Raw genomic sequence first — 22,904 nt, 5'->3', positions numbered from 1 at the left:
CCTGCCGTGAACTACTTCCTGCGCAAGATGGGCTTCTACGTCGTGGCGCTGTGGGCCGCGCTGACGTTGAACTTCGCGATCCCCCGGCTCCTCCCGGGCAACCCGGTCGACATCCTGCTCGCCAAGCTGCAGCAGCGCGGCGGGACGGTGACGCCCGAGACCCGGGAGGCGTACGCCCTCCTCCTCGGGGGCGACGACTCCCAACCGTTGTGGAACCAGTACGTCGACTACCTGAACAACCTCGTCCACGGTGACCTGGGCGTGTCCGTCAGCTACTACCCGGCGCAGGTCACGGACGTCATCGCGCAGTCGCTCCCGTGGACGGTGGTCCTGGTGGGCATCGCCACCGTGATGGCCGCCGTCCTGGGCGTGACGCTCGGGGCGTTCGTCGGGTGGAAGCCCGGCACCTGGCTGGACTCGCTGATCCCGGCGACCACCCTCCTGGCGGCGGTGCCGTACTTCTGGCTGGCGCTGATCCTGGCGTACGTCCTGGCCCGCGTGCTCGGCTGGTTCCCGCTGCAGGGCGGCTACGACGTCGTCCTCGACCCCGGCTGGAACGCGGAGTTCATCCTCTCCGCGATCCACTACGGCGCCCTGCCGGCGCTGACGATCGTGCTCGCCTCCGTCGGGGGCTGGCTGCTCGGGATGCGCAACATGATGGTCTCCACGCTGTCCGAGGACTACGTGCTCACCGCCGAGGCCAAGGGGCTGTCCCCGCGCACGGTGCTGCGCTCCTACGCCTCGCGCAACGCCGTGCTGCCGTCGGTCGCCGGTTTCGCGATCTCGCTCGGGTTCGTCGTCTCGGGGTCGGTGATCACCGAGCAGGTGTTCTCGTACCCCGGCATCGGCGGACGCCTGCTCGGGGCCGTGACCAACAACGACTACGCGCTCATGCAGGGGCTGTTCCTCGTCATCACGCTCGCCGTGCTCGGCGCGAACCTCGTGGTCGACCTGCTGTACGGCCTGATCGACCCGCGCACCCGAGCCCGGTCCTGAGAGGAGGCACCGTCATGACGAACCTGAGTCCTGCGAACGAACCGTCCCTCGTGGACGAGGCCGAGGCCGAGGAGGTGGCGCGCGACCGCGCCGGCGGCGCGCCGCGCTCGGGCTGGCGCATGCTCCTGCCCACGATGACGCCCTGGCTGGCCGTCGGCCTGGTGCTGGTCGGCGTCATTACGCTCTTCGGCATCTTCGGCCCGTACCTGGTCGGCGACCCTCGGCAGATCCGCGACATCGGGCTGACCCCGCCGTCGGCCGACTTCCTGCTCGGCACCACGCAGACCGGCCAGGACGTGCTCGCCCAGCTGGCGTACGCGACCCGCGGCTCGCTGCAGATCGGCCTGCTGGTCGGCGTGCTGGCCACCGCCCTGTCCGCGTTCTTCGGCATCTACGGCGCCTACCGCGGCGGCTTCGCCGACGAGGCGTTCTCGCTGCTCTCGAACGTCTTCCTGGTGATCCCCGGGCTGCCCCTCGTGATCGTCATCTCCGGCTTCGTGCCGCGCGAGAGCCGTGGCCTGTGGACCATCGCCGTCGTGCTGGCGGTGACGAGCTGGGCCGCGTCGGCGCGGGTGCTGAGAGCCCAGACCCTGTCCGTGCGCAACCGTGACTACGTCGCGGCGTCGAAGGTCTCGGGCGAGAAGCCGTGGCGCGTCATCGTCGTCGAGATCCTGCCGAACCTCCTGCCGGTGATCGCGTCGCAGTTCGTCTTCGCGGTCATCGCGGCGATCCTCGGCGAGGCCGGCCTGTCGTTCATCGGCCTCGGGGCGTCGAACTCCGCGACGCTCGGCACGATGCTCTTCTACGCGCAGAACGGCTTCGCCCTTTCCCTCGGGGCCTGGTGGTGGTTCGTGCCGCCGGGCCTGGTGATCGCGCTGTTCGGCATGGGCCTGTCGCTCATCAACTTCTCGATCGACGAGATCATCAACCCCAAGCTCAAGAACCTGCGCCAGCACCGCAGGCGGGCCCGCAAGGCCGCCCGCCTCGAGCGCGAGCTGGCCCGCGCGCACCGCCGGTCGCGCCCGCAGGAGCCGGACGCGGTCCGCGAGGCGGACGGCGCGAAGGAGGTGTCCGCGCGATGACGACGACCCTGGTGCAGGACGAAGGGACCGCCGCCCGCGGCGGTCGGACGGAACCGGTCCTCACGGTCTCGGACCTCACGGTGGTCTACGAGGTGGAGCAGCCGGTCACGGCGGTGAAGGACGCGAGCCTCACGCTGCACCGCGGGGAGATCCTCGGCCTCGCCGGCGAGTCCGGCTGCGGCAAGACGACGCTCGCCTACGCGGTCAACCGGCTGCACCGGCCCCCGGCGCGGATCGCGTCCGGGAGCATCACCTTCCACGACCGCGACGGCGCGGACGTCGACGTGCTCGCCCTGGAGGACTCCGCGCTGCGCGCGTTCCGCTGGGACAAGCTGTCGATGGTCTTCCAGGGCGCGATGAACGCCCTCAACCCGGTGACCACCGTGCGGGCACAGCTGCGGGACACGCTGCTGGCCCACCGGCCGGGCACGCCGCGGGCCGAGGTGCGCCGCCGGTCGGAGGAGGTGCTGACCCGCGTCGGCGTGGACCCGCGGCGCCTCGGGTCGTACGCGCACGAGCTGTCCGGCGGCATGCGCCAGCGCGTCATGATCGCGATGGCGATGCTGCTGGAGCCCCAGATCATGATCATGGACGAGCCGACGACGGCGCTCGACGTCGTCGTGCAGCGCGACATCCTGCGCGAGATCGTGCGGCTGCGCGACGAGCTCGACTTCGCGGTCGTGTTCATCACCCACGACCTGCCCCTGCTGCTCGAGATCAGCGACCGCATCGCGGTCATGCTGGCGGGCGAGATCGTCGAGCTCGACACCGCCCAGCGGCTGTACCGCGAGGCGCGCCACCCGTACACCCGCAAGCTCCTCGGCTCGTTCCCGAGCCTGTCGGGGGAGCGGGGCGGCTTCATCCGCAGCGGCGTCGACGACTTCGCCGACGCCGGCACACCCGTGCAGAACGGTCAGGAGGACCGAGCATGACCCGCGTCCACGTGTCCGACCTGGTCAAGGACTACTCGATCCGCACGGGGCTGCGCCGGTCGCTGCTGCGCGCCGTCGACCACGTGAGCCTCGACCTGGTCCCCGGGCGCACCGTGGCCCTGGTGGGGGAGTCGGGCTCCGGCAAGTCGACCATCGCGAAGATCCTCACGCGCATGGAGAAGCCGACGTCGGGGACGGTCGACGTGCGCCTCGACGACGACACCCCGGTCCAGGGTTCGCTGTACCGGCGCCAGGTGCAGATGGTCTTCCAGGACCCGTTCGCGTCGCTCAACCCGTTCCACTCGATCGAGCACCACGTCGCCCGACCGCTGCGGATCCACCAGCGCACCCGCACGGCGCAGGAGACGCACGAGCGGGTGGTCGAGATGCTCGAACGGGTCAACCTCACGCCCGCCGAGGACATCGCCCCGCGCCGGCCGCACGAGCTGTCCGGCGGCCAGCGGCAGCGCGTCGCCATCGCCCGTGCCCTCGCCCCGGGCGCCCAGGTGCTCATCGCCGACGAGCCCGTGTCGATGCTCGACGTGTCGATCCGGCTCGGCGTCCTCAACCTGCTCGGCCGCCTGCAGCGCGAGGACCGCCTCGCCGTCCTGTACATCACGCACGACCTGGCGACCGCCCGGCACTTCTCCGACGAGATCGTGGTGCTGTACCGGGGGCGGGTCGTGGAGCGAGGACCGGCGGACGCGGTGATCCTCGACCCGCACCACGACTACACCAAGCTCCTCGCGACGGCGGCACCGGACCCCGAGCGGGTCGACCGCGTGACCCTCACCCAGGAGGGCACGGACCGCGGCGCCATCGACAACAGCGTCTGCTACGACCACTTCGCGGGCGAGTGGCAGGAGGCCGGCGTGCCCGCGGCGCAGGCGCGCGGCGGGGCGGCCGCCCGGAGCACGTCGTGACGGCGGCGCCCCCCGCCGGGACGCGCTGGCCGACCGACGGCCTGTCCTACGGCGGCGACTACAACCCCGAGCAGTGGCCGCGGGAGGTGTGGGACGAGGACGTGCGTCTCATGCGCGAGGCGGGCGTCAACATCGTGACCCTCGGCGTCTTCGCCTGGGGGACCGTGGAGACCGCCGACGGCGTGCGGGACTGGTCGTGGCTGGACGACGCGATCGAGCTGCTGCACGCCCACGGGATCGCCGTGGACCTGGCCACCCCCACCGCGGCGCCGCCGAGCTGGCTCCTCACCGCGCACCCCGGCATCGCCCCGGTGCTCGCCGACGGGTACCGCGAGCCCGCCGGGGGACGCAACGCGTGGTGCCCGGAGTCGGCGGTCTACCGCCGGTACGCGCTGCGCCACGTCGAGGCCCTCGCCCGCCGCTACGGGAACCACCCGGCCGTGCGCCTGTGGCACGTGGGGAACGAGCTCGGCGGCGGCAACGCCCGCTGCTACTGCGACGACTCCGCGGCGGGGTTCCGCCGGTGGCTGCGCGACAGGCACGGCAGCCTCGAGGGGGTCGACGCCGCGTGGGGCACCGCCCAGTGGGGGCACCGGTACGGCGAGTGGGACGAGATCATGCCGCCGCGCGGCCGGCACGGCGCCCCCAACCCCGGGCTCTACCTCGACTACGAGCGCTACTCGTCGGACGCGCTGCTGGCGCACTACCTGGCGGAGAAGGAGGTCCTCGAGCGGCACTCCGCCGCGCCCGTCACGACCAACCTCATGGTCGGCGCCGGCGCCCAGGTGGTCGACTACGCGTCGTGGGCGCCGCACACGGCCGTCGTCGCCAACGACCACTACACGCTGGTCGGCGACCTTCCGGCGGGCGACCGCGAGCACGACCTCGCCTTTGCCGCCGACCGGGTGCGCGGGATGTCCCCGGGGCGGCCGTGGCTGCTGATGGAGAGCTCGACCGGAGCCCCGAGCTGGCAGCGCCGCAACCGCGCCAAGGACCCCGGGGAGATCGTGCGGCACTCGCTCGGTCACGTGGCCCGGGGGTCGGACGGCGCGATGTTCTTCCAGTGGCGCGCCTCGCGCGCCGGCGCCGAGCAGTTCCACTCGGCGATGCTCCCGCACAGCGGCACCCGGTCGCGGGTGTGGCAGGAGGTCGTCGAGCTGGGCGGCCACCTGCGCTCGCTGGCGGAGGTCGCCGGGACGGCCGTCGAGGCCGCCCGGGCCGCGATGGTGGTCGACGACCCCGCCGGGTGGGCCCTCCAGCACGGACTCATGCCGCACCGCGAGCTGTCCTACGGCCGGGAGCTGCGGGCCTGGCACCGGGCCCTGTGGGACCGGCAGGTGCTGTGCGACGTCGTGCCGCCCGGTGCGCCGCTCGACGGCTACGACCTCGTCGTCGTGCCGACGCTCCTGGTCGTCGACGACGACACGGCGGCGCGGATCGCCGCCGTCGCCGCCCGCGGGGGCACTGTGCTGGTCACGTACCTGTCCGGGGTCTGCGACGCGCACGGGCAGGTGCGCACCGGCGGCTTCCCCGGAGCGTTCACCGGCCTGCTCGGCGCGTGGAGCGACGAGTTCTACCCCCTCCAGGAGGGACAGGTCGTGCGCCTGGACGACGGCGGCGAGGTGGCGGACTGGACGGAGCGGGTGCACCTCGACGGTGCGGAGGCCGTGGTCCGGTACGTCTCGAGCTCGCTCGCGGGCGGGCCCGCCATCACCCGGCGCCAGGTGGGCGACGGCGCCGCCTGGTACGTCTCCGCGGCGCTCGGCGCCGACGACGCGGGGCGGCTCGTCGACCGGCTCCTCGCGGACGGCGGCGTGTCGCGCGTCCTCGACGCGGCGCCCGGGCTCGAGGCGGTGCGCCGCCGGGGTGACGACCGCTCCTACCTCTTCCTCCTCAACCACACCGGCGACGAGCAGAAGGTCGCCGCCGCCGGACACGACCTGCTGTCCGGGGCGGAGGTCGGGCCGCTGACCACCGTGCCCGCCGGCGGCGTGCGCGTCCTGCGCGAGCCGCGCCGTCCGGCGTCCGTCTGAGCCACCTGCGACCCTGACCGGGTCGGCACCCAGCGAACTCCCTGCGAACCACGAAGGACTCCGCCATGACGCACCTCCCCACGACCTTCCGCGCCCTGCACCAGGGGTGGAGCCTGACCGCCGCGGAGCTCGCGGCCGACGCGCCCGACGGCGTGGCGCCGGCGCTCGCGGACGGGATCCCCGCCGTGGTGCCGGGCGAGGCGCACCTCGACCTCCACCGCGAAGGGCTGGTCGACGAGCCCTTCGACGGCGACAACGAGGCGGCGCAGCAGTGGATCGGCGACACGGCGTGGCGGTACGCGACGACGTTCGCGTGGCGGCCGGGCGACGCGGCGCGGCACGACGTCGTCGCGCTCGGCCTCGACACCGTGGCGACGGTGGAGCTCAACGGGGTGGAGCTCGGGCGGACCGAGAACATGTTCCGGTCCTTCCGCTGGGACGCCCGCGACGCGCTGCGCGAGGGCGACAACTCCCTCGTCGTCACGTTCGCCGCGCCCGTGCCCGAGGCGCTGGCCCGGGCCGAGCGCGACGGGGTGCTGCCGTCGACCAACCATCACGAGTACAACCAGCTGCGGAAGATGGCCTGCTCGTTCGGCTGGGACTGGGGGATCGACGTCGCCGGTGCCGGCATCTGGAAGCCGATCGGCCTCGACTCCTGGTCCGGGGTACGCATCGCCGCGGTGCGGCCGCTGGTCGACGTCGTGGCGGGGCCCGACGGCGCGCACGACGGCGTCCTGGTCGCGCACGTCGAGATCGAGCGCGACGGGGAGGCGGCCGACGGCGAGGTCCCGCTGCGCGTGACCCTCACCGGGCCGGACGGCGAGCGGCTCGTGGCCACGGGCAGCGTGCCCGCGGGGCAGGCGCAGGGCGCGGTGACCGTCGAGGTGCCCGGCGTGCGCCGGTGGTGGCCGGTCGGCCACGGGGACCAGCCGCTGTACGACGTCGAGGTCACGGCCGACGGCGCCCGCTGGGCGGGGCGCGTCGGGTTCCGCACGGTGGAGCTGGACACCACGCCCGACGAGGCCGGCGCGCCGTTCCTGCTCAAGGTCAACGGCGAGACGGTGCTCGTCCGTGGGGCGAACTGGATCCCCGACCACGCGTTCCTCACGGAGATCGACCGCGACCGGTACGCGCGCCGGGTCGACGACGCCCTCGAGGCGAACATCAACCTGCTCCGGGTGTGGGGCGGCGGCATCTACGAGTCCGACGACCTGTACGACCTCGCCGACGAGAGCGGCCTGCTCGTGTGGCAGGACTTCCCGTTCGCCTGCGCCGCGTACAGCGAGGACGAGCCGATGCGCGCCGAGGTGGAGGCCGAGGCCCGCGAGAACGTCACGCGGCTCAGCCCGCACCCGTCGCTCGTCATCTGGAACGGCAACAACGAGAACACGTGGGGCTCGGTCGACTGGGGCTGGGCCGGCCGGCTGGGCGGCCGCCCGTGGGGCGACCTGTACTACCGCGAGCTGCTGCCGGGCGTGCTCGCCGAGCTGGACCCCACGCGCCCGTACTCGCCGGCGAGCCCGTACTCGTTCGGCGACTACCGCCACCCGAACGACGAGCGCTACGGCACCATGCACATCTGGGACGTGTGGAACCGGGAGGACTACTCCGTGTACGCCCGCTACCGGCCGCGGTTCCTGTCGGAGTTCGGCTTCCAGGGCCCGCCCGCCTGGTCGACGCTCACGCGCGTGGTCCACGACGAGCCGCTCGACCCGTTCGGGCACCAGATGCTCGTGCACCAGAAGGCGCACCTGGGCAACGCCAAGCTCGAGCGCGGCTGGCAGGGGCACCTGCCCGACCCGGCGACGATCGAGGACTGGCACTGGACGACGCAGCTCAACCAGGCGCACGCCGTGCGCTTCGGCATCGAGCACGTACGGTCGCTGACGCCCCACAACACCGGCGCCATCGTGTGGCAGCTCAACGACAACTGGCCCGTGGTGTCGTGGGCGGCGGTCGACCACGACGAGCACCGCAAGCCGCTGTGGCACGCCCTGCGCGCCGCGTACGCGCCGCGGCTGGCCACCTTGCAGCCGCGCGCGTCGGACGAGGCGAGGGCCGCCGCGTGGGAGGGGCTGGAGCCGGCGCCCGACACCGTCGCGCTCGTCGTCGTCAACGACACCGGCGAGCGTCTGGCCGGGACCTGGACGGTCACGCGCGAGGCGCTGGACGGGTCGGTCCTGGCCAAGGCGACCGTCGACGTCGACGCGCCCGCCCGCGGCGCGGCGACGGTGACCGTGCCCACCGAGGTCGCCACGTTCGACGACGTGGCCGCCGAGGTGGTCGTGGCGACGGCCGACGACCCCGAGTCAGGCGTGGCGGCCGCGCTGCGGTACGGGGCCGAGGTCGTGGACCAGCGGCTCGACCCGAGCCCGGTGCGGATCGAGGCGTCACCCGTCCCCGGGGGCTGCGAGCTGCGGCTGACCGCGACCTCGCTCGCCCGCGACATCTTCTGCCCGGTCGACGTGGTGGACCCGGAGGCGCGCGTCGACGCCGGGCTCGTCACGCTGCGTGCGGGCCAGAGCGTGACGCTCCGGATCACCTCGCCCGGGGGCGACCCGGAGGCGTTCGCCGCCGCGGTGCGCACGGCGAACGACCTGCTCGGCGGGGTCAGCGCGGCCGGGTGAGCACGCGGTCGACGGCCGACAGGGGGATGTGCACCCACGTCGGCCGTTGCCGCGTCTCGTAGACCACCTCGTAGAGCGCCTTGTCCAGCACGAGGGCGGCGAGGACGGCGTCGGCGGTGGGCGGGTCGAGCTCGGGCGGCCGGCGGGTGGTGAGCCCGCTGACGGCCGCGGACGTGTCGGCGGACCGTCGGTAGCGGGCGAGGAAGGCGTGCACGGACTCCGCCTCCCACCACGGGTCGGGCGCTCCGCCGACGGCAGCCGCGTACGCGAACGAGCGGACCATCCCCGCGACGTCGCGCAGGGGGAGGTCGGGAGCCGTGCGCTCGGCGGCGGGCCGCTGCGGCTCGCCCTCGAAGTCGAGCAGCTTCCACCCGGTCTCGCCGTGCAGCGCCTGGCCGAGGTGCAGGTCGCCGTGCACGGTCTGCAGGCGCAGCCGGGGCAGGCGGCCCTGCAGGTCGTCGAGCAGCGCGTCGATCGCGGGGGCCCGGGCCGCCAGCCCGGGCGCCTCGGCGACGGCGAGCGCCGCCCGGTCGCGCAGGCCCCCGACGAACGTCGCCGGGTCGAGGAGCGGGCCGGGCGGCATCGCCTGGCGCAGCACCGCGTGCAGCTCCGCCACGACGCGCCCGAGGTCGGCCGCGAGGTGCGCGAACGACTCGCTGCGGCCGGCGTGCTCGCAGGCGAGCTCGAAGCCGTCGCGGGCCCGCGGCACCAGCTCGCTGAGGACGGCCAGGGCGGTGGACGTGCCGGGCGCGGTGGCCACCTGGAGGGCGCCGAGGAAGCGCGGCACGCCGTCCCAGCCGGCGCGGGTCAGGGCGCGCGGGACGACGACGTCGGGGTGCGGCCCGGGCGTCACGGTACGCAGGATCTTGAGCATCCCGCCGGTGCCGTCCGGCGACGGCACGCCCGGCAGCAGGACGCTCGTGTTCGACTGCTCGCCCGCCACGACCTGGCCGCCCGCGACGAGCGCCTCGCCCGGCACACCGTCGCCGACGCCGGCCGCCCGCAGCAGGGCGAGCCAGCAGGCGGGGTGCGCGCCGCCGTCGTGCACGGCGACGTCGCCCGCGGCGGTGCGGACCTCGGCGACGAACCCGGGGCCGCGCGCGGCGGGGTCCGTGAGCACCAGCGGCACCTGCGCGATGACCTCGCCCCCTGGCACGCCCGCGCCGCGCAGGCGCACGAGGAGGACGACGACGTCGGCGCCGTCGGGCCCGCCGCCCGGGTCGCCGTCGTCGAACGTGACCGCGAGCCACGGCTCGACGTGCACCGTGGCGGCGCTCGCGCCGCCCGCGGGGAACCACCGCCGGCCGGGCAGCCAGGCGGCGAGCAGCTCCCCGACGCTCGGGTCGGGGACGCCCGCGGCCGGCCGCACCGCGGTCATGCCGGCTCGCCTCCGGTCGACGGCGCGGAGGTGTCGCCGGCGCCGGGCCCCGGCGGGGTCAGCAGCAGCCAGTAGAAGTCGCGCGACCCCCAGGTCATCGTCACGGTGCCGTCCGCGCCGACGTCGGGGAAGCGGGCGCCGCCGAACAGGTCGGTGAGCGACCAGCCCGCCCGCCCGGGCAGCCGCACGACGGACGACCGCGCCGTCGCGGACAGGTTGGCCGCCACGAGCAGCGTCTCGTCCGCCGAGCTGCGGGTGAACGCGATCACGGCGTCGTCGTCGGCCGCCAGGGGTGCGAACGCCCCCGTGCCGAACGCGGGGTGCAGCCGCCGCACGGCGAGCATGCCGTGCACCCAGTGCAGCAGCGAGGACGGCTGCGCGAGCTGGGCCTCGACGTTGACGTGCTGGTAGTGGTGCACCAGCGACTGCACGAGCGGCAGGTAGAGCTGGCCGGGGTCGGCGGTGGAGAAGCCGGAGTTGCGGTCGGGCGTCCACTGCATGGGTGTGCGCACCGCATCCCGGTCGGGCAGCCAGATGTTGTCGCCCATGCCGATCTCGTCGCCGTAGTACAGGCACGGGCTGCCCGGCAGGCTGAGCAGCAGCGCGTGGGCGAGCTCCACCTCCTTGCGGGAGTTGTCGAGCAGCGGGGCGAGGCGGCGGCGGATGCCGATGTTGGCGCGCATGCGCGGGTCGGGCGCGAACCACCCGTACATCGCCGCGCGCTCCTCGGTGGAGACCATCTCGAGGGTGAGCTCGTCGTGGTTGCGCAGGAACGTCGACCACTGCCCGCCCGGCGCGGGGACGTCCGGGGTGTCGGCGAGGATGTCGAGCAGGGGCCGGGCGCGCTGGTCGCGCATCGCGTAGTAGACGCGAGGCATCACGGGGAAGTGGAAGCACATGTGGCACTCCGGCTCGTCCGCCGTGCCGAAGTAGTCCACCACGTCCTGCGGCCACTGGTTCGCCTCGGCCAGCATGATGCGGCCCGGGAACTCGTCGTCGATCATGCGACGCACCCGGCGGAGGAACGCGTGCGTCTCCGGCAGGTTCTCGCAGTTGGTGCCCTCGGCCTCGAACAGGTACGGGACGGCGTCGAGGCGGAAGCCGTCCACGCCGACCCCGAGCCAGAACCGCGCCACGTCGAGCATCGCGTCCACCACGCGGGGGTTCTCGAAGTTGAGGTCGGGCTGGTGGTGGAAGAACCGGTGCCAGAAGTACTGCCGCCGCACCGGGTCGAACGTCCAGTTCGACGTCTCCGTGTCCACGAAGATGATGCGCGCGTCCTCGTAGCGCGTGTCGTCGTCGGACCACACGTAGAAGTCGCCGTACGGGCCCTCCGGGTCGGACCGCGACGCCTGGAACCACGGGTGCTGGTCGCTGGTGTGGTTCATCACGAGGTCCACCACCACGCGGATGCCGCGCGCGTGCGCCGCCTCGATGAGCTCGGTGAAGTCCCCGATGGTGCCGTACTGGCTCGCGACCGACGTGTAGTCGGCGATGTCGTAGCCGCCGTCCCGCAGCGGCGACGGGTAGAACGGAGGCAGCCACAGGCAGTCCACGCCCAGCCACTGCAGGTAGTCCAGCCGTTCCGTGACCCCCCGCAGGTCGCCCGTGCCCGCGCCGCCGGTGTCCGAGAAGGCCCGCACGATGACCTCGTAGAACACGGCCGTGCGGTACCACTCCGGGTCCTCGGACAGGCCGGGCTTGTCCAGGGGCGGCAGTGCGGGCTGCGGCCGCGTGGGCAGCGCCTGCACCGGCACCTGGCGCGTGACGGGGCGGGGCACCTGGGGCGTCATCGGGGCCCTCTCATGCGCGCCCGCTCATGTCGGCACCGTCATGCCAGCCCGATCGTCAGGACGTGCGCCACCTGCTCGCGCGGGTCGAGCCGGACGTACGGGTGGGCGCCCCACGGGTAGGTGGCGCCCGACAGCTCGTCGTGGGCGACGAAGAACGGCTGGTCCTCGACCCCGTCCGGCCGCGTGAGCCCGAGCGCCTCCAGGTCGAGGAACAGCGTGGTCTCCTGCGTCGTCCACGGGTCGAGGTTGACCACGACCAGCACGACGTCGTCCTGCGTGGCGCCCGGCCGGCCCGCGCCGGGCAGGTGCTCGGCGCGCACCCGCCGCGAGAACGCGACGACCTGGTCGTTCGTCGTCGGGTGCACCGTGAGGTCGCGCAGCTGCTGCAGGGCCGGGTGGGCCCGCCGGATCTCGTTGAGGCGGCGCAGCAGCGTGGAGACGCCGACGACGTCGGCCTGCGACCAGTCGCGCGGCTTGTACTCGTACTTCTCGTTGTCGATCTGCTCCTCGACGCCCGGGCGCGGCACGTTCTCCACCAGCTCGTATCCCGAGTAGACGCCCCACGTGGGGCTGCCGAGGGCCGCCAGCACGGCGCGGACGGCGAAGCCCGCCACCCCGCCGTGCTGCAGGTACGGGGGCAGGATGTCGTGCGTCGTGGGCCAGAACGACGGGCGGAGCACGGAGCCCTGCGGCCCCGAGACCTCCTGCAGGTACTCCTCGACCTCCTCCTTGGTGTTGCGCCAGGTGAAGTACGTGTACGACTGGTGGAAGCCGATCCGCGCCAGCGTCTGCATCATCGCCGGCCGGGTGAACGCCTCGGACAGGAAGATCACCTCGGGGTGCGCCGCGTGCACCCGCGCGAGCAGCCACTCCCAGAAGTCCAGCGGCTTGGTGTGCGGGTTGTCGACGCGGAACGCCGTCACCCCGCGACCGATCCACAGCTCGACGATCCGCAGGATCTCCGCCGAGAGGCCCTGGGGGTCGCGGTCGAAGTTCAGCGGGTAGATGTCCTGGTACTTCTTCGGCGGGTTCTCGGCGTACGCGATGGTGCCGTCCGCGCGCACCGAGAACCACTCCGGGTGCTCCGTGACCCACGGGTGGTCGGGGGAGCACTGCAGGGCCAGGTCGAGCGCGACCTCGAGGCCTTCCTTGCGGGCGGCGGCGGTGAACGCCCGGAAGTCCTTCTCGGTGCCCAGCTCCGGGTGGATCGCGTCGTGCCCGCCGTCCGGCGAGCCGATCGCGTACGGGCTGCCGGGGTCGCCCGGCTGCGGGTCCAGGGTGTTGTTGCGACCCTTGCGGAACGTCGTGCCGATGGGGTGCACGGGCGTGAGGTAGACGACGTCGAACCCCATCGCCGCGATCGCGGGCAGCCGCTTCGCCGCCGTGGCGAACGTGCCCGAGCGCCAGGTGCCGTCCTTGCGGCGTTTCGCGCCCTCCGAGCGGGGGAACATCTCGTACCAGCTTGCGGCCAGCGCCAGCGGGCGGCTCACGCGCAGCGGGTAGGCGGCGCTCGCGGTCACCAGGTCGCGCAGCGGCGCGCGGCGCAGCGCGGCCTTCACCGCGGCCGTCATCGCCATCGCGAGCCGGGCCTCGGGCGGGCGGGTCGTGTCGGCCAGCTCGCGGGCCGCGGCCTCCAGCACGGCGGCGTCGTCGGCGGAGCGGGCCGCCTGCAGCTCCGGAGCGACGATGCGCTCGAACAGCAGCCGCCCCTCCGCGAGCACCAGGTCGACGTCCTGCCCGGCGTCGAACTTGATCACCGCGTCGTGGCACCACGTGCCGTACGGGTCGGACCACGCCTCGACGCGGAACGACCAGTCACCCTCCGCGTCGGGCTGCAGGAAGCCGCGGAACCGGTCCAACCCCGGCGCGACGTCGGCCATCGGCGCGGTGGAGTGCACCGTGCCGTCCGGCGCGAGCAGGACGGCGGTGGCCCCGACGGCGTCGTGCCCCTCCCGGAACACCGTGGCCTCGACGGGCACCACCTCGCCGATCGCCGCCTTCGCCGGCCAGCGCCCTCCCTCGACGACGGGGGAGAGCTGCAGGACGGGGATCCGTCCGATGGGCGCGTGCGGCGTGGGCTGCGGAGACGTCACGGCCTCCACGCTAGCCAGACGGTCAGCCCGGCGCGCGCCCAGGTCGAGGCAAGGGCTCGAGGTCGATGTCCCGGACCTCGATCTCGGACGCTTCACCTCGACCTGGCGACACGCAGGGCGTGCTCGACCCTCGCGACGAGGCGGCGGACGTCCCGCAGGTCGGCGAACGTGACCCGCAGGATCGTCCACCCGGCCTCGACGAGGGCGTCGTGCCGGCGCTTCTCCGCCAGGAGCACCTGCTGCGGGTCGCCCGCCCTTCCGTCGTACTTGACCGCGCCGTCGACCTCGAGCGCGACCTTGAGGTCGGGCCAGGCGAGATCGACCCAGAACGTGCCGGCCCAGGTGCCGACCGGGATCGCGTGCACGGGACGCGGCAGCCCCGCGGCGAGCAGGTGCCAGCGGACGAGCGACTCCAGGGGCGACTCCGACGCCCCGTCCGCCGCGGCGAGCACGCGCCGCGCACGTCGTACGCCGCGCGCGCCGCGGGACCGGTCGAGCCGTCCCGTGAGCTCGTCCGGGTCGACGCCCAGCGCGAGAGCGGAATCTGCCACGACGATGGACGACGGCTCCGCGAGCGTGCGCGCGCAGTCGACGACCGTGCGGCCCAGCGACGTCACGGGAACGCCGTCGAGGAAGCCGCGATCCTCGTCGGGCACGGGCGAGACATGGCGCCGGAGGACGTCGTCGGCCGGCCCGGGCGCGGGCCGGGTCAGCTGGGTCACGTGCACCTGGGGCCCGAGGTGCCAGGTCCAGCACCCCCACGCGACCGCGGCACTCGCATGACTGAACCAGAACGTCGTGGTCAGACGCTCGGCCACGGCAGTCATGTGGGCCAGCAGCTGCGCTCGGCGGCGTACTGCGGCGGTGAGCGACGGGTCGACGGTCGGCAGGTAGATGCCGCGCCGGAGCCGTACCAGGTCGTCGTCCCGGGTTCGTTCCCGCAGCTCCGCCCTCCGCTCGGGGTCGTACCGCACGGCGGCCGGCAGCTGTGGGCGGTCGGGGGTCGGTGCGCCTGGCCGGCGCGTCGCGGTCCTGGACATGGGTCGATCGTGGTTCCCGACGGCACCCGAGTGGGACCACGACCGCCGATCTGTGGACGACGGTGCCGCGAGGTCGAGGCGAGCGCTCGGCCGGTGGTGCGGCCGGTGTGCAGGCACCCGCCGAGGAAGGTGCCCTCCAGGGCGCGGTGGCCGTGCACGCCGCCGCCGCCGAACCCGGCCGCCTCGCCCACGGCCCACAGCCCGTCCAGCACGGACCCGTCGGGCTGCAGCACGCGGCCGGACGGGTCGCACCACAGGCCGCCGAGGGTCTTGCGGGTCAGCACGGACAGCCGGACGGCGAGCAGCGGGCCGTCCTTCGGCGTCGTCAGGGGGCGCGGCTTGGCGACCCGGATGAGCTTGTCCACGCGGTAGTCGCGGGCGGCGCGCGTCGCCACCACCTGCGGGTCCTTGCCCAGGCCGGAGGCGACCTGGGCGTCGCGGGCCGCGACGACGGCCGCGAGCGCCCCCGCGTCCACGTGGCCCTTCGAGCCCGGGGTGGCCTCGACCAGCGCGTTCATCTTCGCGGCGAGCTCGTCGGTGGTGTCGGCCCAGAGGAACTCGGGCGACTCGGCGGCGAACTTCGCGACCGGCCCGACGGCGCGCGGCAGCACCCGCTGCGCGAGGAGCTTGACGTCCTTGCCGGTGAGGTCCGGGTTCTGCTCCGAGCCGGACAGGGCGAACTCCGACTCCATGATGGCCTTGTTGAGCACGAACCAGGAGTGGTCGTCGCCGCGCCGCGTCACGTGCTGCAGCGCGCCGAGCGCGTCGAAGCCGGGGAACAGCGGGGCAGGCAGCCGGCCGCCGTCGGCGTCGAGCCACAGCGACGACGGACCGGGCAGGATGCGGATGCCGTGGTCCGTCCAGACCGGCGAGTGGTTGGCGATGCCCTCCGGGTAGTGCCACATGCGGTCCTCGTGCACCAGCGCGGCGCCGGCGTCGGCCGCGATGCCGAGCATGAGCCCGTCGGTCGAGTCCGGGACGCCGGACAGCATCCGCTCGGGCAGGGTGCCGGCCTCGGGGTCCCAGTGCGCGCGGGCCAGGTCGTGGTTCGCGCCGATGCCGCCGGTCGCGACGACGACGGCACCCGCCGTGATCTCCTCGGCGCCCACCACGTCGCGGTTCGACGGCGTACCCCGGCCGCCGAACGGCAGTCCGGTGAGCGGCTGGTCGGCGAGCACGTCCGCGCGCACCCCGGTGACCCGACCGTCCGTAATGACGAGCCCGGTGACCCGGCGGCGGAACCGCAGGTCGAGCAGGCCGGCGTCGCGGGCGGCGAGCGCCGCCTCCACGAAGGGCCGGACGATCCCGGGGCCGGTGCCCCAGGTGACGTGGAAGCGGGGCACGGAGTTGCCGTGCTCGGTGCGGCCGTCGTCGTGCCCCACGGTGTACCCGCCGCGCTCGGCCCACTGCACCAGCGGGAACCAGCGGACGCCCTTGGCGTGCAGCCAGGACCGCAGGTCGCCGGCCGCGAACTCCACGAAGCGGCGGGCCCACGCGTACCCGTGCCGGTCGGGGCCCTCGCCTCGCTCGGCCCCAGGAGCGAACTGCGCGGAGCCCAGCCAGTCCGACCACGCCAGGTCCGCGGTGTCGTGCACGCCCATCGCGCGCTGCTCGGGTGACCCCACGAGGAACAGGCCGCCGAACGACCACCACGCCTGGCCGCCGAACGACGCCTCCGGCTCCTGGTCGAGCAGCACCACCCGACGGCCGGCGGCCGTGAGCTCCGTGGCCGTGACAAGCCCCGACAGGCCCCCACCGATGACGACGACGTCAGCATCCATGCGGGCAGTCTGGCAGAGGTGGGGCACCGCGTGAACAGGGTGAGCGGGTGGTGCGCTCGCGGGCGTACGGGGACCGCCGGCGCCCCTCGACGCCGTGCGGGACGCGCAGATCTACGCGGCGACGGCCGGCGAGGACGATCCGGACGATCTTGCCGGCATAGTGCGCCGGGTGGAGAAGAACTCGAGCTGGGACCACCTCGGCTGATGCGCCCGATCCACATCGTCCACCTGGAGAAGTCGCACCCGGCGGTCGTCCTCACCCGTCCGGGGTGCGCGATCGCGTGTCGCACCTGACCGTCGCGCCGATCACCAGCACGGTGCGGGGGCTCTCGGTCGAGGTCCCGGTAGGCCCGCGGGACGGGATCGACCACCCGTGCGTCATCAACTGCGACAGCATCGAGACGGTTCACGTCGACCGGATCGGCCGGCAGGTCGGCTTCCTCCTGGACGACCAGGAGGAGGACCTGGCCCGCGCGATCTCGACGGCGTTCGACCTGGAGGTCTTCGGGCTCCTGCGACTACCGACCGAGGAACACCTCGACGCTGAGCGACTCGAGCACGACGTCCTCTGCCTCGTCGTCGGGCGCCTCGGGCCGGTCCCACGCGGAGCTCCACACCCGCTCCCAGGCGCCGCCGCCGGGGGCGCCGGGGAGGGTGACCTCCGCGTCGTCGAGCCCGCCGTTGAACACGAGCAGAACGTGCGCGTCGCCGTCGTCGGGCCCGGGCCGCAGCATCTGCACCACGCGGCGCCCGGCGACCGCCCAGGCGTCGCGGTCCATGGGCGCGCCGTCGGCGGCGAACCACAGCAGGTCGGTCTCGTCCTCGCCGGGGCGGGGCGTGCCGAGGAAGAACGAGTCCGCGCGCAGGGCCGCGTGCTCGCGCCGCAGCCCCACCAGGAAGCGCGTGGTGTCCAGCAGGTCGCGGGCGGCGTCCTCGAGGTCCCACCCGACCCACGAGATCGCGCTGTCCTGGGCGTACGCGTTGTTGTTGCCGCGCTGGGTGCGGCCCAGCTCGTCGCCGGCGGTGAGCATGGGCGTGCCCGCGGACAGCAGGAGCGTCGCGAGCAGGTTGCGCTGGGAGCGCCGCCGCAGCGGCACGACGGCGGACCACGGCTCGGTGCCGGTGTCGCCCGCGCCCTCCCCGTCCTCGGCGCCGGGCGCGTGCCCCTCCACGCCGTGGTTCCACGACAGGTTGTGGTCCGAGCCGTCCCGGTTGTCCTCGCCGTTCGCCTCGTTGTGCTTGTGGTCGAAGGCCACGAGGTCGGCGAGCGTGAACCCGTCGTGGGCGGTGACGTAGTTGACCGACGCCACCGGCCCGCGCGCCAGCGGCGGGTCCGAGTGCCCGAACAGGTCGGCCGAGCCCGCGAGGCGGGTGGTCAGCTCCCGCAGGCCGTGCATGGGCCGGCCGCGGCTGCCCTCGCGGGCGGCGTCGAGCCAGAACCCGCGCGCGGCGTCGCGGAAGCGGTCGTTCCACTCGGCCATCGGCGGCGGGAAGTTGCCGGTCTGCCACCCGCCCGGGCCGACGTCCCACGGCTCCGCGACCAGCTTGAGGTTGTTGAGCACCGGGTCGGTCTGCAGCGCCACGAGGAACGGGTGGTCGGCGGAGAAGCCGTGGCCGCCCCGGCCCAGGGTGACCGCGAGGTCGAAGCGGAACCCGTCCACGCCCACGACCTCGGCCCAGTAGCGCAGCGAGTCCAGGGCGAGCTGCACCACGCGTGGGCGGCGGAAGTCGAGCGAGTTGCCGGTGCCGGTGACGTCGGCGAGCGCGGCCGGCGACGCGCCGTCGTGCAGGTAGTAGCCCGCGTTGTCCAGGCCGCGCCAGCTCACGTGCAGCGCGTCGTCGCCGCCCTCGCACGTGTGGTTGTAGACGACGTCGAGCAGCACCTCGATGCCTGCGTCGTGCAGCAGGTGCACCATGCCGCGCACCTCGTCGAGGACGGCCGCCGGGCCCGCCTCGCGCGCCGCCCGCGTCGCGTACGCCGCGTGCGGGGCGAAGAACCCGAGCGTCTGGTAGCCCCAGTAGTTGGTCAGCCCGCGGGCGACGAGGTGCGGCTCGCTGGCGAACGCCTGGATCGGGAGCAGCTCGAGCGTCGTGACGCCGAGGCTGGTCAGGTGCGCGATCGTGGCCGGGTGCGCGACGCCCGCATACGTGCCCCGCAGCTCCGGCGGGACGTCCGGGTGCGTCGCCGTCAGGCCCTTGACGTGCGCCTCGTAGACCACCGTGTCCGCCCAGGGCACGCGCGGTCGGCTCAGCGGCGGCGGGCCGGGGTGGGACGCGACGACGACGGAGTGCGGCACGAAGGCGAGCGAGTCGCGGTCGTCGGCGGCGCCGTACCGTTCGGCCACCCACGACCGACCTTCCGGTGAGTCGGGGGAATCCGGGTCGACCACCGCGCCCACGGCGCCGAGCGTCTCCGGGCCGTACGTGAGGTCACCCACCAGCCCGCGGGCGTACGGGTCGACGAGCAGCTTGGCCGGGTTGTGCCGGTGCCCGGCCTCCGGGTCCCAGGCGCCGTACGTCCGGAATCCGTACCGCTGGCCGGGCCGCACGTGGGGCACGTGGGCGTGCCACACGCCGTACACCGGCCCGTCGAGCGGGACCCTCCGCTCCACGTACCGCGCCGGGTCGTGCGCGTCGCGGTGCGGCTCGGCGACGTCGATCAGGCAGAGCTCCACCGCGTCCGCGTGCGCCGCCGCCACGGCGACGTCCACCCCGCCGTCCGGCGTCGGGTGCACCCCGAGCGGAGGCACGTGGCTGCGGCGTGCCGTCGGGCGCGTCAGCGGCGTGACCTTGGGGCGGGACTCCATGGGGACCTCCATGGGGGACATCGTGCCCGGGACGGCCGACAGCCGCGCGCGGCGGTGTGGACGCGGCGGCTGCCCCGGCGGTGCCGCGGGTAGGCTCGGCACCGTCGGTCGCAGCGCGTGCGGCCGCCGTCACCACCGTGAGCTGGAGGTCGCGCCCGTGCGCATCGTCGTCGCCGTGAAGTACGTGCCGGACATCAACGCGGACCGACGTTTCGTGGACTGTCGCGTGGACCGCGACCCGGGCGTCGGCACCCTCAACGAGCTGGACGAGAACGCCCTCGAGGCGGCGCTGCGGATCCTCGACGCCCTGCCTGAGGACGAGCGCGCGGCGAGCGAGGTCGTCGCCCTCACGGTCGCCCCCGCCGACGGCGACGTGGCGCTGCGCAAGTCGTTCCAGATGGGCGTGGACCGCGCGGTCCGCGTCACGGACGACGCCCTGGCCGGCTCGGACTACTTCGGCACCGCCGCGGCGCTCGCGGCCGGGGTGCGGAGGCTGGAGGCCGACGGCGCTCCCGTCGACCTCGTGATCACCGGCATGGCCGCGCTCGACGGCCTGGGCTCCGTGGTCCCGGCGCTCGTCGCGGCCGAGCTCGGCCGCCCGGCGCTCACGCTGGCGAAGAAGGTGGACGTCGCGGACGGCACCCTGACCGTCACGCGCGAGACCGACGAGGCCACCGAGACGCTCGCCGCGCCCCTGCCGGCCGTCCTGTCCGTCGCGGACACCGCGAACACGCCGCGCATGCCGAACTTCAAGCTGATCATGGCGGCCCGCACCAAGCAGATCGAGGCGTGGTCGGCCGCCGACCTCGGCCTCGACCCCGCCGCCGTCGGCACCGCCGGGGCGCGCACCGAGGCGGTCTCCGCCGCCCCGCGCCCCGCCCGTCCCGAGGTCGAGCTGGTCGTCGACAAGGGCGAGGGCGGCACCGCGCTGGCCGAGTACCTCATCCGCAACGAGCTGGTCTGAGAGGACGCGAGATGTCTGAGCCCACCCGCAACCGCACCGTCCTCGTCCTCCTGGACCCCGCCACCGAGGTGCGCTCCGGCGCGCTCGAGCTGCTCACCATCGCGCGCCGGCTCGGCCGCGTCGAGGCCGTGACACTGGAGGCGCCGACCGTCGAGGCGCTCGCCCAGCTCGGCGCGTACGGCGTCGAGACGGTGCACCAGGCCGAGGTGCCCACCGACGCGCTCGCCGCCGCCGGGGGCGACGGCGCCCGCCACCTGCCCTCCGTCGTGGCCGCGACGCTCGCCGCGGCCGTGCGTCGCACCGACGCCGACGTCGTCCTGGCACCCGCCACGTTCGCCGCGAAGGAGGCCGCCGCCCTGGCCGCCCACGCGCTCGGCGCCGGGCTGGTCATCGACGCCGCCGCCGTGGGGGAGGACGCCGACGGCCGGATCGTGGCCGGCAAGCGCGTCTTCGCCGGCGCCTGGGACACCCGCTGCGTGGTCATCGCCGACGTCGCTGTGCTCACGGTGCGCGCGAACGCCGTCGTGCCCGAGCCCGCCGAGGCGGCGGTCGCGACCGAGGTCGACGCGCTGCCGGTCGCGCCTGTCGGCACCGCCGGCGTCGTCGTCACGTCCCGCGAGGTCAAGGAGCGCGCCCCGGGTCGGCCGACCCTCGAGGAGGCGGCGGTCGTCGTCGCCGGCGGGCGCGGAACCGGTGGCGACTTCGGCCCGGTCGAGGAGTTCGCCGACGCCGTCGGCGCCGCGATCGGCGCGTCGCGCGACGCCGTCTTCGAGGGCTGGTTCGACCGCTACATCGGCCAGACCGGCGTCACCATCGCACCGCGCCTCTACGTGGGGGCGGGGATCTCCGGCGCCCCGCACCACCGCGGAGGGATGCAGGCGGCGCAGGTGATCGTGGCGGTGAACTCCGACCCGGAGGCGCCGATCTTCGAGATCTGCGACTTCGCCGTCGTCGGCGACCTCACCGACGTGCTGCCGCAGGCCGCGGCCGCCATCCGCGCCCACCGCGAGGGCTGACGGCTCGATCCGAACCCGAGGTCAGCCGCCCGCGAACGGCGGCAGCAGGTCGAGGCTCGCGCCGGCCGGCACGACGTCGGACGGCGCGGCCCGGCGGCCGTCGACCAGCACGCTGCAGCGGGCGAGCACGGGCCCGGCCGCGGGTGATGCGGCGGCCAGGCGGGCGACGACGTCGGCGACGGTCGCGCCCGGCGGGACGGCGAGCGTCTCCTCCGAGCGGCCGAGCGCGGCACGTGCGGCGGCGAAGTAGCGCAGCGCCACCGTCTGCTCGAGGGCCGGCGCCGCGTCCGTCGACCGGCCCGGCACCGTCGTCTCCTGAGTCATTCGTGTCATCCTCCGATGGCGCTCATGGTGCGCTCCGGCTGCGTGAACCCCGAGCTGTCCAGGTCGGTGCCGGAGCCGGTGTCGCTCATGCCGTGCCCGGCCTGCTTGGCCCACATGGCGGCGCGCCACAGGTCGGCCAGCACGGCGTCGTCGGCGCCCGCGCGCAGCGGCCCGAGCAGGTCCGTCTCGGTGTGCGCGAACAGGCAGTCGCGCACGCCGCCCTCCGCGGTGAGGCGGGTGCGTCGGCAGTCGTCGCAGAACGGCTCCGTGACCGACGCGATGATGCCCACCCGGCCCAGGCGGTCGCCGCGCGCGCCCCGCACGACGAACCGCTCCGCCGGGGCGCCGTCGCGCGGCTCCTCGTCGGGCTCGAGCGCGAACCGGGTGCCGAGCTGCTCGCGCACCTCGGCCGCGGTGACCATCGCGGCGCGGTCCCACGCGTGGTCGGCGTCCAGCGGCATCTGCTCGATGAACCGCAGCTCGAAGCCGCGCTCCAGGCACCAGGCGAGCAGCTCGGCCGCGTGGTCGAGGTTGACGCCGCGCACCAGGACCGCGTTGATCTTCACGAGGTCGAACTGCCGCGCCGCGGCGTCGATCCCCGCGAGCGTGCGCTCGAGGAACGGGCGCCGGGCGAGCGTGGCGAACGTGTCGGGGTCGAGGGTGTCGAGGGAGACGTTGACGCGGTCCAGCCCGGCCTCGCGCAGCGCGGCGGCGCGGGAGTCGAGGCCGACGGCGTTGGTCGTGAGGCTCAGCTCGGGCCGGTGCGGCAGCGCGGCGCACTCGCGCACGATGTCGACCAGGTCGCGGCGCAGCAGCGGCTCGCCGCCGGTGAACCGCACCTGACGCACGCCCAGGTCGCGCGTCGCGATCCCGACGAGCCGCACGATCTCCTCGCGCGTCATCACCGAGTCCTTCGGCAGGGTCGGCAGCCCCTCGGCCGGCATGCAGTACGTGCAGCGCAGGTTGCAGCGGTCGGTGAGCGAGACGCGCAGGTCGGTCGCGACCCGGCCGAACGTGTCGACGAGCCCGCCGGTGGCCGGCCGGTCCGCGGGCAGCCGCACGTCGGGCACGCCCGCGCCGGGCAGGCGCGGCATCCCGAGGGAGACGGTCGTCAT

The 22,904-nt window shown here is 74.4% G+C and carries 15 protein-coding genes and 2 pseudogenes; 9 read left to right on the top strand and 8 right to left on the bottom strand.

From position 1 onward, the window contains the following. Positions 1-6: 6 nt before the first annotated feature. The 6 genes from ACQP6G_RS19930 to ACQP6G_RS19905 all read left to right on the top strand — a co-directional run bounded on the left by ACQP6G_RS19930 (position 7) and on the right by ACQP6G_RS19905 (position 8,593). Positions 7-996: an ABC transporter permease gene (locus ACQP6G_RS19930; protein WP_429766949.1), complete on the top strand. Its 990-nt coding sequence runs from the start codon at positions 7-9 to the stop codon at positions 994-996. A gap of 14 nt (positions 997-1,010) precedes the next feature. Then, entirely contained in the window at positions 1,011-2,078 is a 1,068-nt protein-coding gene (locus ACQP6G_RS19925; RefSeq protein WP_429766947.1) for an ABC transporter permease, read from the top strand. After that, on the top strand, positions 2,075-3,010 hold the full coding sequence (locus ACQP6G_RS19920) for an ABC transporter ATP-binding protein (protein ID WP_429766946.1): 936 nt from the start codon (positions 2,075-2,077) through the stop codon (positions 3,008-3,010). The genes ACQP6G_RS19925 and ACQP6G_RS19920 overlap by 4 nt, the downstream gene beginning before the upstream one ends. Beyond that, positions 3,007-3,933 carry an ABC transporter ATP-binding protein gene (locus tag ACQP6G_RS19915; protein WP_429766944.1) on the top strand — a complete coding sequence of 309 codons (927 nt, stop codon included), beginning with the start codon at positions 3,007-3,009 and terminating at the stop codon, positions 3,931-3,933. Before ACQP6G_RS19920 ends, ACQP6G_RS19915 begins: the two co-directional genes overlap by 4 nt. Further along, entirely contained in the window at positions 3,930-5,966 is a 2,037-nt protein-coding gene (locus ACQP6G_RS19910) for a beta-galactosidase (RefSeq protein WP_429766942.1), read from the top strand. The genes ACQP6G_RS19915 and ACQP6G_RS19910 overlap by 4 nt, the downstream gene beginning before the upstream one ends. A 65-nt stretch (positions 5,967-6,031) precedes the next feature. Next, a complete protein-coding gene (locus tag ACQP6G_RS19905) occupies positions 6,032-8,593 on the top strand; it encodes a glycoside hydrolase family 2 protein (RefSeq protein WP_429766940.1) in 2,562 nt (853 codons plus the stop codon). Here ACQP6G_RS19905 and ACQP6G_RS19900 read toward each other — a convergent pair. From ACQP6G_RS19900 to ACQP6G_RS19880, 5 genes and pseudogenes are all read right to left on the bottom strand, one after another. Next, on the bottom strand, positions 8,577-9,971 hold the full coding sequence (locus ACQP6G_RS19900) for an aminoglycoside phosphotransferase (protein WP_429766938.1): 1,395 nt from the start codon (positions 9,969-9,971) through the stop codon (positions 8,577-8,579). The genes ACQP6G_RS19905 and ACQP6G_RS19900 overlap by 17 nt on opposite strands. Then, the gene (gene treS / locus ACQP6G_RS19895) at positions 9,968-11,764 is read right to left on the bottom strand and encodes a maltose alpha-D-glucosyltransferase (RefSeq protein ID WP_429766936.1); all 1,797 of its coding nucleotides are present in this window, start codon (positions 11,762-11,764) and stop codon (positions 9,968-9,970) included. Before treS ends, ACQP6G_RS19900 begins: the two co-directional genes overlap by 4 nt. Before the next feature lie 38 nt (positions 11,765-11,802). Next, positions 11,803-13,866: an alpha-1,4-glucan--maltose-1-phosphate maltosyltransferase gene (locus tag ACQP6G_RS19890; protein WP_429766934.1), complete on the bottom strand. Its 2,064-nt coding sequence runs from the start codon at positions 13,864-13,866 to the stop codon at positions 11,803-11,805. A gap of 83 nt (positions 13,867-13,949) precedes the next feature. Then, positions 13,950-14,684, bottom strand: coding sequence for a hypothetical protein (locus ACQP6G_RS19885; protein WP_429766932.1), 735 nt, complete (start codon positions 14,682-14,684; stop codon positions 13,950-13,952). 287 nt (positions 14,685-14,971) lie between these two features. Beyond that, positions 14,972-16,678, bottom strand: a pseudogene (locus ACQP6G_RS19880) (FAD-binding dehydrogenase); the annotation flags it as partial. A gap of 269 nt (positions 16,679-16,947) precedes the next feature. Between ACQP6G_RS19880 and ACQP6G_RS19875 the strand changes: the two are divergent. Further along, positions 16,948-17,103 (top strand): annotated as a pseudogene (locus tag ACQP6G_RS19875) (type II toxin-antitoxin system PemK/MazF family toxin); the annotation flags it as partial. A gap of 93 nt (positions 17,104-17,196) precedes the next feature. Here ACQP6G_RS19875 and glgX read toward each other — a convergent pair. Beyond that, entirely contained in the window at positions 17,197-19,497 is a 2,301-nt protein-coding gene (glgX, locus tag ACQP6G_RS19870; RefSeq protein WP_429766930.1) for a glycogen debranching protein GlgX, read from the bottom strand. Positions 19,498-19,642: 145 nt separating this feature from the next. Between glgX and ACQP6G_RS19865 the strand changes: the two genes are divergently transcribed. Beyond that, positions 19,643-20,449 (top strand): electron transfer flavoprotein subunit beta/FixA family protein, encoded by an 807-nt coding sequence (locus tag ACQP6G_RS19865; protein ID WP_429766929.1) that lies wholly within the window; start codon positions 19,643-19,645, stop codon positions 20,447-20,449. An 11-nt stretch (positions 20,450-20,460) separates the two neighbouring features. Continuing rightward, complete coding sequence (locus ACQP6G_RS19860; protein ID WP_429766928.1) at positions 20,461-21,465, top strand: electron transfer flavoprotein subunit alpha/FixB family protein; 1,005 nt, start codon at positions 20,461-20,463, stop codon at positions 21,463-21,465. A 21-nt stretch (positions 21,466-21,486) separates the two neighbouring features. On the opposite strand, the gene ACQP6G_RS19855 is transcribed toward ACQP6G_RS19860, so the two are convergent. Both ACQP6G_RS19855 and moaA read right to left on the bottom strand, forming a co-directional pair. Continuing rightward, the gene (locus tag ACQP6G_RS19855) at positions 21,487-21,789 is read right to left on the bottom strand and encodes a MoaD/ThiS family protein (RefSeq protein ID WP_429766926.1); all 303 of its coding nucleotides are present in this window, start codon (positions 21,787-21,789) and stop codon (positions 21,487-21,489) included. 5 nt (positions 21,790-21,794) lie between these two features. Then, positions 21,795-22,904 (bottom strand): GTP 3',8-cyclase MoaA, encoded by a 1,110-nt coding sequence (moaA, locus tag ACQP6G_RS19850; protein ID WP_429766924.1) that lies wholly within the window; start codon positions 22,902-22,904, stop codon positions 21,795-21,797.

The sequence above is a fragment of the Isoptericola nanjingensis genome (genome assembly GCF_050311635.1).
GTDB lineage: Bacteria > Actinomycetota > Actinomycetes > Actinomycetales > Cellulomonadaceae > Isoptericola > Isoptericola nanjingensis.
Note: the sequence above shows the minus strand (reverse complement) of the source record. Positions and strands in the feature narration are given on the sequence as shown.

Bases quoted from the DNA above. Each gene is read 5' to 3' on its own strand.
- ACQP6G_RS19925 (WP_429766947.1), top strand. From the start codon at position 1,011: ATGACGAACCTGAGTCCTGCGAACGAACCGTCCCTCGTGGACGAGGCC.
- ACQP6G_RS19920 (WP_429766946.1), top strand. From the start codon at position 2,075: ATGACGACGACCCTGGTGCAGGACGAAGGGACCGCCGCCCGCGGCGGT.
- ACQP6G_RS19915 (WP_429766944.1), top strand. From the start codon at position 3,007: ATGACCCGCGTCCACGTGTCCGACCTGGTCAAGGACTACTCGATCCGC.
- ACQP6G_RS19905 (WP_429766940.1), top strand. From the start codon at position 6,032: ATGACGCACCTCCCCACGACCTTCCGCGCCCTGCACCAGGGGTGGAGC.
- ACQP6G_RS19900 (WP_429766938.1), bottom strand. From the start codon at position 9,971: ATGACCGCGGTGCGGCCGGCCGCGGGCGTCCCCGACCCGAGCGTCGGG.
- treS (WP_429766936.1), bottom strand. From the start codon at position 11,764: ATGACGCCCCAGGTGCCCCGCCCCGTCACGCGCCAGGTGCCGGTGCAG.
- ACQP6G_RS19885 (WP_429766932.1), bottom strand. From the start codon at position 14,684: ATGACTGCCGTGGCCGAGCGTCTGACCACGACGTTCTGGTTCAGTCAT.
- glgX (WP_429766930.1), bottom strand. From the start codon at position 19,497: ATGGAGGTCCCCATGGAGTCCCGCCCCAAGGTCACGCCGCTGACGCGC.
- ACQP6G_RS19860 (WP_429766928.1), top strand. From the start codon at position 20,461: ATGTCTGAGCCCACCCGCAACCGCACCGTCCTCGTCCTCCTGGACCCC.
- ACQP6G_RS19855 (WP_429766926.1), bottom strand. From the start codon at position 21,789: ATGACTCAGGAGACGACGGTGCCGGGCCGGTCGACGGACGCGGCGCCG.
- moaA (WP_429766924.1), bottom strand. From the start codon at position 22,904: ATGACGACCGTCTCCCTCGGGATGCCGCGCCTGCCCGGCGCGGGCGTG.